This window comes from Flavobacterium sp. 270 (assembly GCF_004368785.1).
In the GTDB taxonomy this organism is placed as follows: domain Bacteria; phylum Bacteroidota; class Bacteroidia; order Flavobacteriales; family Flavobacteriaceae; genus Flavobacterium.
In genome coordinates this window covers 40,607-54,148 of record NZ_SODM01000009.1, presented here as the reverse complement: position 1 = coordinate 54,148, position 13,542 = coordinate 40,607, and the positions used below count along the sequence as shown (strand labels likewise).

Below are 13,542 nucleotides of genomic sequence, written 5' to 3'. Positions count from 1 at the left end.
TGTTTTTTTTATAAACTTACATTTATTCCCATTGAGATCACTTTTGAACGTGGAGTACCATTAATATCTACTCCATTTGTTTCCATTTCAGGATTAATACCTTTGTAATCAGAAATTAACCAGATATTTTGTGCCTGAGCAAAGATTCTAAAGTTATCCACACCCATTTTATCCATTAACATTTTAGGCAATGTATAACCTAAACTAATATTATCAAGTGAAATAAAATCTCCTTTTTCAACAAAACGAGTACTAGCACTTCCAGAAAGGTTAGTAAAAGTATTAGAACTTGCGTATAATCTTGGTGTCCATCCGTCTCCAGGATTATCAACACTTTGCCATCTTCCTAAGATTTCAGTACCGTTATTGTTAAAGTTTTGGTTCATTAACTCTCTTCTTGTAGCATTGAAAATTTTATTTCCTCCACTAAATCTAAACATGAAACCTAAATCAATGTTTTTGTATTTCATATTAGAAGTAAATGATCCGAAGTAAGTTGGTAAAGTATTACCTAAAACTTTTTTATCAGAAGCTGCCAAAGTAGCAGATTTACTCATATCTGTTGGATTGCTAGGATCAAATACAAAATAAGCTGCTGTAGGTAGATTTCTTCCTTGTACTAAAGTACCATCTGCTTTGTAGTAAACTGGGTTACCATTTGCTTTGTTAACACCCCAATATTCGTATCCGTATAAAGAGTTGATAGATTCACCTTGTCTGATAATAATATTTGGAGCAATGTTAGTAATATCAGCACTAGTTCCAAAAGCAGATGAACCACCTGTAATGTCTTGTCCATTAACCAAACCAGTAACTACGTTTTTAGTAAGTGTTAAGTTAGAAGAAACATCCCATGAAAAGTTTGCAGTATTTATTGCTTTAAAGCTTACAGCAAATTCATATCCTTTGTTGTTCATTTTACCAACGTTAGAGTTGATAATACTATTCGGAATACCTAAAGATGGAGCAACTGGAGCTGCTAAAACGATTCCATCAATATCATTTTTATAATAATCAAATGCTAAAGTTAAACGGTTATTGAAAAGACCTAAATCTAAACCAAAATCAACTTTATTACTTGTTTCCCATTGTAATTGATCATTACCAAATTGGTAATATCCAATTCCATTTAAGTTACCGTAAGGAGAACCAACTGTAAGACCTTTTGAAGGGTAAGCTGCTTGATTTAATACATCAACGTTACCTACTTCTGAATAAGAACCTCTCAATTTCAAGTCAGAAACAGTATTACTGATTCCTTCCATAAAACTTTCTTTAGAAACTGTCCAACCTGCAGAAACTCCAGGGAAGTTATGATATCTAACATCTTTCTCAAATTGTGAAATTCCATCACGTCTAAGAGAAGCTTGTACAAAATATTTCTCTTTATAGTTGTAAGTAAAACGACCTAAATATGAAATAATTCCTTTTTCTGAAGCACCACCACCAGAATCTTTAGTACTATAAGTACCTGTTACTAAATTCTCATCAAAGAAATCACTTAAGATATCTGTTCCTGTACCCCAGAAGTTTTTGCTTCTAGATTTTTGATATTCAGCAACACCTGTTAAACCAATATTGTGATCTTCAGCAAAAGTATGTTTGTAATTCAAAATATTTTGCCAGTTCCATCTCAAAAGATTTGTATTATCTTGGTATAAATATCCATTTGTTCCACGTCCGTCACCATGTATTGGATTCCAATATTGATAACCATCTGTCATAGCATTATCACCACTTACTTGTAATTTATAACTTAAGTCTGATGTAATTTTTGCATTAGCAAATGCACTTACAATAAGTCTTGTTGTAGTTGACTTATATTTATTATGATCAAGAACGTAAATAATATTTGTAATATTATCTCCTGCAGGATCTGTATTATCCCATTGACCAACGTTTGCATTATTTGGTGAAAGATTATAACCTGTTGGATCAGCAGCATCATAAATTGGTGTGTTTGGTAATTGTCTAATAGTATTAAAGATATTACCAGATAAACCACTTGCATTGATATTCAAACCATTATATTCTGTTCTGCTGATATTAACATTAGTACCAACACTTAACCATTTGTTTACATCCTGATCGATATTAGCTCTTACAGAATATTTTTTCATATCATTTGCCAAGTTGATACCGTCTAAATCAGACATACCTAAAGACAAATAGTATTTTGTTTTTTCTGAACCTCCGCTAAAATTAAGATTATGCGTCATTTGAGGAGCATTTCTTAAAACAGCACTTTGCCAATCTGTATTGAATGTATTTCCAATAGCCCATGGAGTTTGTCCTGCATTTGTTCTTTTTTCATTAGAAATAGTAATAAAATCAGGAGTTTGAAGTAAATCATATTTTTTAGCTGCACTAGCAACACCAAAAACACTTGAATAAGTTACTTTTAAAGTACCTTTTTTACCGCTTTTAGTAGTAATCAAAATTACACCATTTGCAGCTCTAGATCCATAAATAGCTGTTGCAGCACCATCTTTTAAAACGTCAAAAGACTCAATATCTTCTGGATTGATGTCTGCTAAACCATTTGTAGCAGAAACTCCTCCGATATCTCCTGAATAAATAGGAATACCATCAACAACAATTAAAGGCTCTGTACTTCCAGAAATAGATGAAATACCTCTAATTCTAATTTTTGGAGCAGATCCGATAATACCTGTGTTAGTCAAAACCTGAACACCTGTTGCTCTACCAGCAAGAACACCTTCAAAACTTGGAGTCACCAAATTTGATATGTCTTTTCCTGCAATTTTAGAAATAGAACCGGTTACTTCTTTTCTTTTCTGAACACCGTAACCAACAACAACTACCTCGTTCATTAATTGTGCCTCAGATTCTAAAGTTACATTTAAACTATTTGAAGCTCCAACAGTTACTTGTTTGTTACTCATACCTACGTATGTAAAAACTAAAACATCTCCCGTTTTTGCTTTTATTGAGTAGCTCCCGTCAAAATCAGTATAAGTACTTACCTTACTTCCTTTAACAACAACATTTACTCCTGGAATAACGCCTGTTTGGTCAGACACCTTTCCGGAAACAGTTTTCTCTTGAGCAAAAGAAAACTGCATAGACAACGCCAATAATAGCGTACAAATCCATTGTAATTTTAATTTCATTTTAATTTATTTTGAATTAGTATGCGACAAACATCTTAATTATTTCTTAAAACTCCAAACTATTTTTAACTTAAATTTAATTTAATTTTTTAATGATATTTTAATGTAGCTCCTAAAAAGATAAATAATATTCATTTATAACGAGAGAATTCCTTAAAATATGATTTTTATGTATTTCATTGCATTGTTAAAATTAACTCTATTTTAACATATTTAGTTATAATTTAATTAATCCTATAAAAAAACGTAGCAACTTTTATGAAGATCGTTAAAATCAATATCAATTTTAAGGTTTTGACAAAACCAACAATATTCATCAAAAAACAAAAAATAAGATGTTGAAAAATTTGCAATATATTTGCCTTTCGAAAAAATTATAAAATGCTCGAAAGAAATTTCTCTGGATTCGCTTTTGAAACTGGCACTGATGAAGCTGGTCGTGGCTGTCTTGCCGGACCTGTAACTGCAGCGGCCGTAATTTTACCTGCTGATTTTCATAATGAAGCATTAAATGACAGTAAACAGTTATCAGAAAAAATTAGGGGACAACTAAAACCTATTATAGAACAGCATGCGGTTTGCTTTTCTGTTACTCATTTACATCCGAATGAAATTGACGAAATAAATATCCTGAACGCTTCTATGAAAGGAATGCAGGAATGTATTTTAAAATTAAATCAGAAGCCAGAATTTATTATTGTAGATGGAAATCGTGCATTAAATGCAAAATTGGGTTTAAAAAACACTTTTGGAAAACAATTTTCTTTAACTGAAATAGAATTATTAAAATCGATTCCGAATCAAAGCATAATAAAAGGAGATTCTAAATATTTAAGTATTGCTGCAGCTTCAGTTTTGGCAAAAACCTATCGGGATGAATATATGGATAAAATTCATGAAGAATTTCCGATGTACAATTGGAAACAAAACAAAGGTTATCCAACCAAAGAACATCGGGATGCGATTAGAAAATACGGCAGTACGATTTATCATAGAATGACTTTCAGACTTCTGCCTGAGCAGTTAAGCTTGGATCTTTAAAACAAAAAAGACTTATCAATGTGATAAGTCTTTTTTGTTTTAAAGAGAATTTCTTCTACTTTTTGCTTTTCAAAAATTCCGCAAATTGTTTTGTATCAAAATAAAATGGTCGAATAGCCGTAATCTTTCCATTCTTTAAATCAAAATGTTCAGAAATTGGCATCGACATTGATTTTCCTGATTTTTTGGCTTTACAATTTATAGTGAAATAAATAATCACTTCATTTTTAGAAGCATCACTAAAATAAACAGGTTCTTTTTCTATTTGCAAATCAAAAAACTCACTTGATTTTGCATACATTTTGGTCCATTCGCTAAAACCGGTATAAGTTCCTCCGTACGGCAAACCTACAGCCTGATTATAAATTGCGCCGTCTTCAATTAAAGTTGCCATTGTATCAAAATCTCTGGTTTTAAAGAGACATTCATAATATTTTGCCACAACTTTAAAATTATCAGCTTCAAGAGTTTTTAAAACATCGACTTCAGGAACAGCCGTTAATGCTGCAGTATCCCAAAAACCAATAATTTTACTAACCTGGCCTTTACCATTCAATCTCGCAAAATCACGCCCTGCCATTATAAGTTTGTTTTTAGAATCGACAATTTTCCAATCCCAGCTCACATAATTGTCTTTTACTATTTTTGCCCCAGATGTCAATACAGCGTCTGGGAATTTTTTATAAAATTCATTAATAACATTATTTAATGCCACAGCTCCTTTTATAGATGCAGAAGGATCTTCAAAAGTACTATCGTCTAACCAAATCGTTTTTATCAATTTTAGTCTCGCATCGCTACCGTGTTCCAGCCATACTTTTTCATAAACTGAAATTGGGTATAATTTATCCTTCTTTTGAGCAAAAAGACCATTAAGCATAAAAAGGAAGCAGAGTAAGTAGATTTTTCTCATAAGTTATTCAGTTTAAATTTAGTTAAAAGCTTATATTAAAGTATAAAACCAAATTTAGCATAAAAACACTATAAAATCAACATAATTCTTTAATTTGCTATCAATTTAAAATCAGACCTTTTAAAAAAATCATTTTTACGTTTTCTGCAATAATCTTTTTCAAAAATAAATTTCTATCCAAAAACAGACACATCATCTGTAAGTTTAAAAACAGTCTTAAGTTGCTTTTCCCAATCAATAATGCTTTCAGAAGAAGCCCTGTCGGCTTTATCAAAATAAAAATGCTTTTGAATTTCAAAACCGCAATAATTAAAAATTCCGGTATCAGATGTTAAAGCCAAAGCTCTGTCTAAACCAATTGCTTCATATTCAGCATTCGATTTTCCGTGAGAATTTACAATAATAGCTTTTTTTCCTGCCAGCAAACCTTTTTGAATTCCCTGATCATATCGATAAGCAAATCCGTAACTAAAAACACGATCAATATATCCCTTCATAATTGCCGGCATTCCCGTCCACCAAATTGGGTAAACAAAAATTATTCGATCTGCCCATGTAATAAAGTCCTGTTCCGTTTGTATTTCCTGAGCCACTTTTCCCATTCGCTGTCCATTCATATCTTCCAAAGAAAAAACGGGGTTAAAATTAAGCTGATATAAATCCCGAACCTCAACTTCTTGTCCAGATTTTTTAAGGCTTTCCAGAATAGTTTCTTTGAAGAAATGATTTAAACTACTTGAATTTGGATGTGCGTAAACAATTAAATTTTTCATGTTTCTATTTTTAAAGATTGAACATGACAAATGTAAAACGCATCAATAAGGTAGAATTGTAAGAAAACGAAATCTGAAATTTACGCTGTTTTAAAACCACAGATATCACTCTGAAATTTTAAAAATTTGGTTGGCGAGATATTCATATAATATTTAAAATCGTGAATAAGCTGACTCTGATCGTAATAACCACAAACGTCAACAATAGCAATCCAATCTATTTTTTCTGTTGCAACAGCACTTTTCTGGATCAATTCTACTGCTTTTAGAAAGCGTTCGTATCGATTGACTTCTTTAATGGTATAACCAAAAAACTTCTTTTGGTTAAGCTGAATATTTCTTTCTGTTTGATTGGTCGAAGAAGCAATTGCTTTTATAGGATTTAAAGCTTCATCCTTAAAATCAGCCAAAAGTGTTGTAATCTTATTTTGTTCCCGCAAATAAGGTTTACAGAATTTTAATATATAATCGACACGCTGTTTATTGTCTGGAATCTCTTTTAATTCTTCCCATAAAGTCGTAAAACAATTTTCGGGAATTAATGCATCCGTATGAATGGGAAGCGAATGTGTTAAAAGTGCATTCCCAAAAAACCTGTAAAAAGCATCTTCTTTAAAATTAGCCACCAGAATTGCAGCATTTGGCTTTAAAGTGTAATCAAAAGCCTGTTTTATCGGTCCTAAAACAAGACATTTTTCAGCTTTAAGAATGTTGTTTTGCTGTGATTTTAAAAAAGCTTCTGCTCCAAAATTAAAAACAAGAATAGTCTGAAAACTGGGCAGTAAAGTTTTCGTGATCGGAAAATCGGTTTTATTTTCGGCAAAATAAAAATGAGAAAAAACAGTTTCAAATTCTGAAGGAACAGCAATTCTGTAATCGTTATTTCCTTCAGAATTTTTCATTCTATTTTCTTTCTAAAATAAATTATTACATAACAAATTCGGCTTCAAACAAAGCAGTCATATGTTTTAAGATTTTAGTTTTCACTTCTTCTTCATCTACTTTTTCGACACCTAATTCTACCTGTAAAGAAGTAACGCTTTTTCCGCGAATTCCACACGGAATTATATTATCAAAATAACCTAAATCTACATTTACATTTAAGGCAAATCCGTGCATCGTTACCCAGCGTGAAGCGCGTACACCAAGTGCACAAATTTTGCGGGCAAACGGGGTGCCAACACCAAGCCAAACGCCTGTTTCTCCTTCACTTCTGCCACATTCTAAACCATATTCTGCCAATGTTAGAATAACAGATTCTTCGAGAAAGCGAAGGTATTTATGAATATCTTTAAAGAAATTTTCTAAATCTAAAATCGGATAACCCACAATTTGTCCGGGTCCGTGATACGTAATATCGCCGCCTCTATTAATTTTATAGAAAGTTGCTCCTTTGGCCTCAAGTTGTTTTTCGTTTAAAAGCAGGTTTTCAAAATCACCGCTTTTACCCAAAGTATAAACATGCGGATGCTCTACAAAAATGAGGTAATTTGGAGTTGCTAAATCAAGTTCCTCTCTTCTGTTTTTTATTTTTAGATCAACAATGTCCTTAAAAAGCTCTTCTTGATATTCCCAAGTTTCTTTATAATCTTTTTGACCTAAATCCTGAAGTTGAATTGTTTTATTCATTTTTATTATTTTTCAAACTCTACTTCAAAGTTGAGTTTGTCCGGATTCTCCATATAATCCGTAAAAGGGTATTGAATTGTAATTGTTTTTCTATCCTCGCTAAACAAAGCATTTGGATTGGATACTTTTTTGATCTTTTTCGGGAAATGATATTTTAAAACATAAGTAGACGAAGCAAAAATCATCTTAGACATATCTGCACTACTGTCTTTTGCTTTTTGAGCCAGTTTTTGCTGATCGATTACTGCTGTACGCGTAAATTTCTTTCCGTTATAAGTATAACTTAATTTGCTGTTATTATCACCAAAATTATTTCCAAAAGGCGATGCACCGCCACCTTTTTCTAATTTCTGAAAAGTGCTCAATGTTTGTAAAACATCCTGCAATTCATTTACATTTTTAAAATCTGTAGCAAGATTCATTACAAATTCTTTTTTTTCAGCACTCATTTTAGTGTGCACTACAAAGTTTTCTATTTTTTTAAGTTCTTTTTGAGATTCTGGAGAAAGCTTAGCGATACTGTCTTTTTTGTCTTCAAATAATTGTTTGAAAGTAAAAGTAGAATCGATATCTTTTTTTGCAGCAGTTCCCATTTGATTGCCAATTTGGTCGCCTGCCATTGCCATTAAAGAAGAACCATCCATATCTACAGAGAAATTTCCTGTTCCGTTATCGTTTATATTGATATTTTCTGTGAAAGTGCAGCTTGTAAGTGTAGCTAATAAAAAAGAAAAACTAAGTAATTTATATAATTTCATCGTGGATTATTTTTATCAAAGATACGAAGACTATTTTGAATTGTGAATTGCTCATTTTTTTAATGAATACATTTCAAAAACAAATCACAAAAAATACAATTCATTAAAAATCAAAACTTTAAATAAAAATATTTAATTTTATACAACTTTCTACGCCATAATCTGATATTTCGTTGCTGCCTAAACTAATTCTTCAACTTAAAAATATCATTATGAATATCATTTTAAAATTTACTCACAAAAAAATGCTGCTATTGCTAACTTTTTTTTGTTTTTGGATAAATTCAAATGCCCAGACACGTGATTCTCTTGCCAAAAATCCCGTTATGTTTTTGAATTTAGCTTCTAAAACATTAAAGTGGACTGAACCTGCCGAGCCTTTACAAATTGCCGGTCCAATTTATTTTGTAGGTACAAAAGGACTTGGCTCTTATTTAATTTCTACTAGCAAGGGGCTTATTTTATTATATACAGGTATGCCCGGCTCTGGTCCAATGATTGAATCTTCTATAAAAAAATTAGGCTTTAAGCCTTCTGATATTAAATACATTTTATCAGGTCATGCTCATAGCGATCATGCTGGCGGGCATGCTTATTTAAAAAAAATATCAGGAGCTAAAACTCCAATAATGAGCGAAGAAAAAGAACTATTGGAAAGTGGTGGCAAAACTGATTTTCATTACGGAAAAATACCAGAATTCTGGTTTGATCCTGTAAAAGCTGATAAAATTCTCCATAACGGAGATACGATAAAATTAGGAGAAATAATCATGACTGCTTATCTCACGCCGGGACACACTAAAGGAGATACAACCTGGGTTACAGATATTATGATAGACGGACAAAAATACAATGTGGTTTTTCCTGACGGAACCAGCATTAATCCGGGCTACAGACTTGTAAAAAATCCTTCATACGCAGGGATTGAAAATAATTACCGAAGCACTTTGAATAAACTTGAAATGCTGAAACCGGATATTTGGCTTTCCTGTCATACAGATTTTTTTGATTTTGAAAACAAAAGAAATCGTGCCGCAGCCGAAGGTATTAAAGCATGGATAGACCGTGAAGGATATCAAAAAAGAATTGCAGGTGAACGCATTAAATTTAAAAATGAACTAAGCACTGAGATGGACAGTACCGATAAAACACATTAAATTTTAAAATAACTTATTATGAACTGGTATAAAATTTCTTTGATTTTACTATTATTTCTTACGATAAGCTGCAAAAAAAATCAAGACAATAATACTGATATAAAAACAGCGGTTGATACAACAGTTGCAGAAACTGCAAAAGAAGCTTATTTGTACGGCCTTCCAATGGTTTTGATGGATATTACACGTAGACAAATGACACATCCAGATGCAGGAAAAAATTACAAACCTGTTAATCAATTTAGACATAATTCTGATTTTCCAGATGCCAATTTTAAAAATGTTGTTCGACCAAATGCAGACACTTATTATTCTATTGCATGGCTTGATTTGTCTGCAGAACCTATTATTTTATCACTTCCTGATACACATGGACGCTATTATATGATGCCAATAATGGATGCTTATTCTAATGTATTTTCTTCGCCAGGAACCAGAACTACAGGAAATAAAGCTATAAATCTTTTTATTAACGGTCCGGACTGGAAAGGCAAAATTCCAGACAACTCAAAACAAATTTCTTCTCCTACCAATACGGTTTGGATTATTGGAAGAACACAAGTTAATAGCAAAGAAGACGGCATAAAAAATGTCATTCCTTTACAACAGCAATATAAAATTATTTCATTAAGTGTTTGGGAAAAGAAATCTAATGTAATAACTCCAAAAGCATCCTCATTTGAAATGCCGAAAGGAGATCCGAATCAATTAGTAAAAAGTATGCCTGTTGAAGAATATTTTAACCTTGTAAATGATTTACTTGCTAAAAATTCTCCTCCTGAAAATGAGAAAAAAACCTTAGAAAAATTTGCTTCTTTAGGAATTGGAGCGGGAAAAAGATTTGATTTAAAGGTTTTTTCACCACAAGTAAAAACAGCTATACACGAAATTCCGAATCAGGTTTTTGAAACTTTTAGTAAAGAAAAATCAATCACAAACAAATTAATAAATGGATGGAATCTTGGTCGCAAAATAATTGGTAGTTATGGAACTGATTATTATAGCAGAGCTTCTACTGCTTATTTTGGTCTCGGTGCAAATTTGCGGGAAGATGCAATTTACCCCTCCTGTTTTTTTGATAATGAAGGAAAAAAATTAAATGGCGCAAATAAATACGTATTGCATTTTGAAAAAGGTAAAACACCGCCGGCTAATGCATTTTGGTCGCTCACAATGTATGATCCCGAGGGTTATTTTATCAGTAACAATATCAATCGATATACATTGGGAGACCGAAGCAATTTAAAAACCAATGCAGATGGATCTGTAGATATTTACATTCAAAAAAATACACCAGAAAAAAGCAAAGAAACCAATTGGCTGCCGTCTCCAAAAGGAGATTTTAATTTATTATTGAGAGTTTATTGGCCTAAACAAGAAATACTTAACGGGAATTGGACACCGCCAAGTGTAAAAAAGCTTTAGTTTAAATATTTATTCTAAAATCACTTCAAGATTACCAATTTCAGGATTTTGCTGACAATCTAAAAGCTGTAAAATCAATTTAAGCGATTGCTTGTCTGAGCTCATAATTGCTTTTTCATTAGAAACAGATTTTATATTCCTGGGAAAATGATATTCCAGAGTAAGTGTATGCAGTAATTTAAATCCAGAAATCTGCTTTCTAAACTCTTCAATTTGTTTTCTCTTTTTCTTTAGTTCTTCAGTGTCAGTAATTTTTACAATTCTTTTAAAAACTGTTCCATCAAAAAAATAGCTCATATTAAAACAATGATCTTCTGCGCTTAATGCATAATTATGTTTCAAGTCACCTGCATATTCTTCGGTTTTGTATAAATCTGGAATTGACGCTGCGTTAATAAAATCCTGTTCAAACTCGCATCTGAATTCTTTCTCAAACGAACTCTCTTTTATATGCCATTTTACATTTTTGTATTTATTGAAAATAGCTTTTTCTGATGCAGGAAGTTTTGAGAAATTTACAGCATATTTCGTTATATAATCATTAAAAACATAGCTACTATCCCTAAATATTTCTTCTTTTGAATATTCTCCGTGAGCCAATTGCAAATAACTGTTTTCGTCCCGAAGCGCACTAACTTCAATATTGCCACTGCCATCTGAATTTAGATGAATTGTTTCTGTGATTTGACAGCTAATAAGAAAAAAGAAAGGCAGAAATAGTATTATTTTTTTCATTGATATTTTTGAAGATTCTCAAATTTGAATTGCTAAAATACTGAGAATTTTCTGTCCCTGAAAAAACTATAATTATTTTCAAATGAAGAAATTGCCGTTTTTTCAAATTTAACTATCTTTGCGCTCTTAAAAAACAGTATATAATGGCCTTATCTGAACAAGAAATCATTCGAAGAGAAAAACTTCAAAACTTACGCAACTTAGGAATCAATCCTTATCCAGCAAATCTTTTTCCTGTAAATCATACTTCAAAACAGATAAAGGAAACGTTTGAAGAAGGTAAGAAGGTGATCGTTGCCGGACGTTTGATGAGTGTTCGTGATCAGGGAAAAGCTTGTTTTGCCGAATTGCAGGACAGCGAAGGACGTATTCAATTGTACGTGAATCGTGATGTTTTATGCGAAGGTGACGACAAAACTTTATACAACCAAGTATTCAAAAAATTAACCGATTTAGGAGATTTTATTGGTATTGAAGGTGAATTGTTTACCACACAAGTTGGTGCAAAATGTATTCGCGTGAGTGGTTTTACTTTCTTGAGTAAAACTTTACGTCCGCTTCCTTTACCAAAAGTAGATGAAGAAGGAAATATTCACGATGCTTTTAATGACGCTGAATTACGTTACAGAATGCGTTATGTAGATTTAACAGTAAATCAACACGTTAAAGAAACTTTCCTTAAACGTACGAAGTTGTTTAATGCTATGCGTGGTTATTTTAATGATGCTGGTTATATTGAAGTAGAAACTCCAGTTTTGCAATCCATTCCTGGTGGAGCTTCTGCACGTCCGTTTATTACGCACCATAATTCGCTAGATATTCCGCTTTACATGCGTATTGCGAATGAATTGTATTTAAAAAGATTAATTGTTGGTGGATTTGAAGGTGTTTATGAGTTCTCTAAAAACTTCCGTAACGAAGGTATGGACAGAACGCATAATCCTGAATTTACCGCAATGGAAATATATGTAGCCTACAAAGACTACAACTGGATGATGGAATTTGCTGAAGGTTTGCTAGAGCATTGTGCTATTGCTGTAAATGGAACTAGCGAAGTTACTTTTGGTGAGCACCAAATCAACTTTAAAGCGCCTTATGCACGCGTTACAATGACAGATTCTATTAAACATTTTACTGGTTTTGACATTTCTGGAAAAACAGAAGAAGAATTGTTTGAAGCTGCCAGAGGAATGGGAATTGAGGTTGACAAAACAATGGGTAAAGGAAAATTGATTGATGAAATTTTTGGAGCTAAATGTGAAGGAAATTATATTCAGCCAACTTTTATTACTGATTATCCAAAAGAAATGTCGCCACTTTGTAAAGAACACCGCGACAATCCAGAATTGACAGAACGTTTTGAATTAATGGTTTGTGGTAAAGAAATTGCAAATGCTTATTCTGAATTGAATGACCCAATTGATCAAAGAGAGCGTTTTGAAGATCAAATGCGTTTGGCTGCAAAAGGTGATGACGAAGCTAACGGAATTATCGATGAGGATTTCTTAAGAGCTCTTGAATACGGTATGCCTCCAACTTCTGGAATGGGAATTGGAATGGACCGTTTGATTATGTATTTAACGAACAACGCTTCTATTCAGGAAGTTTTATTGTTCCCACAAATGCGTCCGGAGAAAAAACTTTCTCAGATTGAATTGTCTGATGAAGAGAAAATAATTATTACTTTATTAAAAGCTAACGAAAATAAAATGGAATTGGCCCAGCTTAAAGTTGCTGCTAACTTAAGCGGTAAAAAATGGGATGCTTCTATGAAAAACTTATCTAAACACGGTTTGACTAAAGTTGCTGTTGATGGCGAGTTTAAATTTGTTGAATTGGTGGGGTAAGTTAAAAAAATCCAATTTTAGAAATTCCAAATTCTAAAAATTGAGTTTATAATATTTCAAACCCGACAGGTTTTAAAAACCTGTCGGGTTTTTTATTTTAATTACATACCTTTGATAATTCAAATTACAT

General features: G+C 32.2%; 11 protein-coding genes. 4 read left to right on the top strand and 7 right to left on the bottom strand.

The window, feature by feature from the left end; all coding sequences use genetic code 11:
- Nucleotides 1-8: 8 nt before the first annotated feature.
- Nucleotides 9-3,134: a SusC/RagA family TonB-linked outer membrane protein gene (locus tag EV144_RS23450; protein WP_134151577.1), complete on the bottom strand. Its 3,126-nt coding sequence runs from the start codon at nucleotides 3,132-3,134 to the stop codon at nucleotides 9-11.
- A gap of 381 nt (nucleotides 3,135-3,515) precedes the next feature.
- Here EV144_RS23450 and EV144_RS23445 point away from each other — a divergent pair, with 381 nt between their 5' ends.
- Nucleotides 3,516-4,175: a ribonuclease HII gene (locus EV144_RS23445; protein WP_134151576.1), complete on the top strand. Its 660-nt coding sequence runs from the start codon at nucleotides 3,516-3,518 to the stop codon at nucleotides 4,173-4,175.
- A 55-nt stretch (nucleotides 4,176-4,230) separates the two neighbouring features.
- Here EV144_RS23445 and EV144_RS23440 read toward each other — a convergent pair whose 3' ends face one another.
- From EV144_RS23440 to EV144_RS23420, 5 genes are all read right to left on the bottom strand, one after another.
- Nucleotides 4,231-5,088: a nuclear transport factor 2 family protein gene (locus EV144_RS23440; protein WP_134151575.1), complete on the bottom strand. Its 858-nt coding sequence runs from the start codon at nucleotides 5,086-5,088 to the stop codon at nucleotides 4,231-4,233.
- A 173-nt stretch (nucleotides 5,089-5,261) separates the two neighbouring features.
- Nucleotides 5,262-5,861 carry an NAD(P)H-dependent oxidoreductase gene (locus EV144_RS23435; protein WP_134151574.1) on the bottom strand — a complete coding sequence of 200 codons (600 nt, stop codon included), beginning with the start codon at nucleotides 5,859-5,861 and terminating at the stop codon, nucleotides 5,262-5,264.
- 80 nt (nucleotides 5,862-5,941) lie between these two features.
- Nucleotides 5,942-6,763, bottom strand: a complete 822-nt coding sequence (locus EV144_RS23430; protein WP_134151573.1) for a DUF6597 domain-containing transcriptional factor — start codon at nucleotides 6,761-6,763, stop codon at nucleotides 5,942-5,944.
- Nucleotides 6,764-6,788: 25 nt separating this feature from the next.
- Entirely contained in the window at nucleotides 6,789-7,490 is a 702-nt protein-coding gene (lipB, locus tag EV144_RS23425; RefSeq protein WP_134151572.1) for a lipoyl(octanoyl) transferase LipB, read from the bottom strand.
- Nucleotides 7,491-7,495: 5 nt separating this feature from the next.
- The gene (locus EV144_RS23420) at nucleotides 7,496-8,248 is read right to left on the bottom strand and encodes a hypothetical protein (RefSeq protein WP_134151571.1); all 753 of its coding nucleotides are present in this window, start codon (nucleotides 8,246-8,248) and stop codon (nucleotides 7,496-7,498) included.
- A gap of 212 nt (nucleotides 8,249-8,460) precedes the next feature.
- Between EV144_RS23420 and bla the strand changes: the two genes are divergently transcribed.
- On the top strand, nucleotides 8,461-9,405 hold the full coding sequence (gene bla, locus EV144_RS23415) for a subclass B3 metallo-beta-lactamase (protein ID WP_134151570.1): 945 nt from the start codon (nucleotides 8,461-8,463) through the stop codon (nucleotides 9,403-9,405).
- A gap of 18 nt (nucleotides 9,406-9,423) precedes the next feature.
- Nucleotides 9,424-10,830, top strand: coding sequence for a DUF1254 domain-containing protein (locus EV144_RS23410; RefSeq protein WP_134151569.1), 1,407 nt, complete (start codon nucleotides 9,424-9,426; stop codon nucleotides 10,828-10,830).
- Nucleotides 10,831-10,839: 9 nt separating this feature from the next.
- On the opposite strand, the gene EV144_RS23405 is transcribed toward EV144_RS23410, so the two are convergent.
- On the bottom strand, nucleotides 10,840-11,565 hold the full coding sequence (locus tag EV144_RS23405) for a hypothetical protein (RefSeq protein ID WP_134151568.1): 726 nt from the start codon (nucleotides 11,563-11,565) through the stop codon (nucleotides 10,840-10,842).
- Nucleotides 11,566-11,708: 143 nt separating this feature from the next.
- On the opposite strand from EV144_RS23405, the gene lysS reads away from it, so the two are divergent.
- On the top strand, nucleotides 11,709-13,412 hold the full coding sequence (lysS, locus tag EV144_RS23400) for a lysine--tRNA ligase (protein ID WP_134151567.1): 1,704 nt from the start codon (nucleotides 11,709-11,711) through the stop codon (nucleotides 13,410-13,412).
- Nucleotides 13,413-13,542 lie beyond the last annotated feature (130 nt).

Bases quoted from the DNA above. Each gene is read 5' to 3' on its own strand.
- EV144_RS23445 (WP_134151576.1), top strand. From the start codon at position 3,516: ATGCTCGAAAGAAATTTCTCTGGATTCGCTTTTGAAACTGGCACTGAT.
- EV144_RS23440 (WP_134151575.1), bottom strand. From the start codon at position 5,088: ATGAGAAAAATCTACTTACTCTGCTTCCTTTTTATGCTTAATGGTCTT.
- EV144_RS23430 (WP_134151573.1), bottom strand. From the start codon at position 6,763: ATGAAAAATTCTGAAGGAAATAACGATTACAGAATTGCTGTTCCTTCA.
- EV144_RS23405 (WP_134151568.1), bottom strand. From the start codon at position 11,565: ATGAAAAAAATAATACTATTTCTGCCTTTCTTTTTTCTTATTAGCTGT.
- lipB (WP_134151572.1), bottom strand. From the start codon at position 7,490: ATGAATAAAACAATTCAACTTCAGGATTTAGGTCAAAAAGATTATAAA.
- EV144_RS23420 (WP_134151571.1), bottom strand. From the start codon at position 8,248: ATGAAATTATATAAATTACTTAGTTTTTCTTTTTTATTAGCTACACTT.
- EV144_RS23410 (WP_134151569.1), top strand. From the start codon at position 9,424: ATGAACTGGTATAAAATTTCTTTGATTTTACTATTATTTCTTACGATA.
- lysS (WP_134151567.1), top strand. From the start codon at position 11,709: ATGGCCTTATCTGAACAAGAAATCATTCGAAGAGAAAAACTTCAAAAC.
- EV144_RS23435 (WP_134151574.1), bottom strand. From the start codon at position 5,861: ATGAAAAATTTAATTGTTTACGCACATCCAAATTCAAGTAGTTTAAAT.
- EV144_RS23450 (WP_134151577.1), bottom strand. From the start codon at position 3,134: ATGAAATTAAAATTACAATGGATTTGTACGCTATTATTGGCGTTGTCT.
- bla (WP_134151570.1), top strand. From the start codon at position 8,461: ATGAATATCATTTTAAAATTTACTCACAAAAAAATGCTGCTATTGCTA.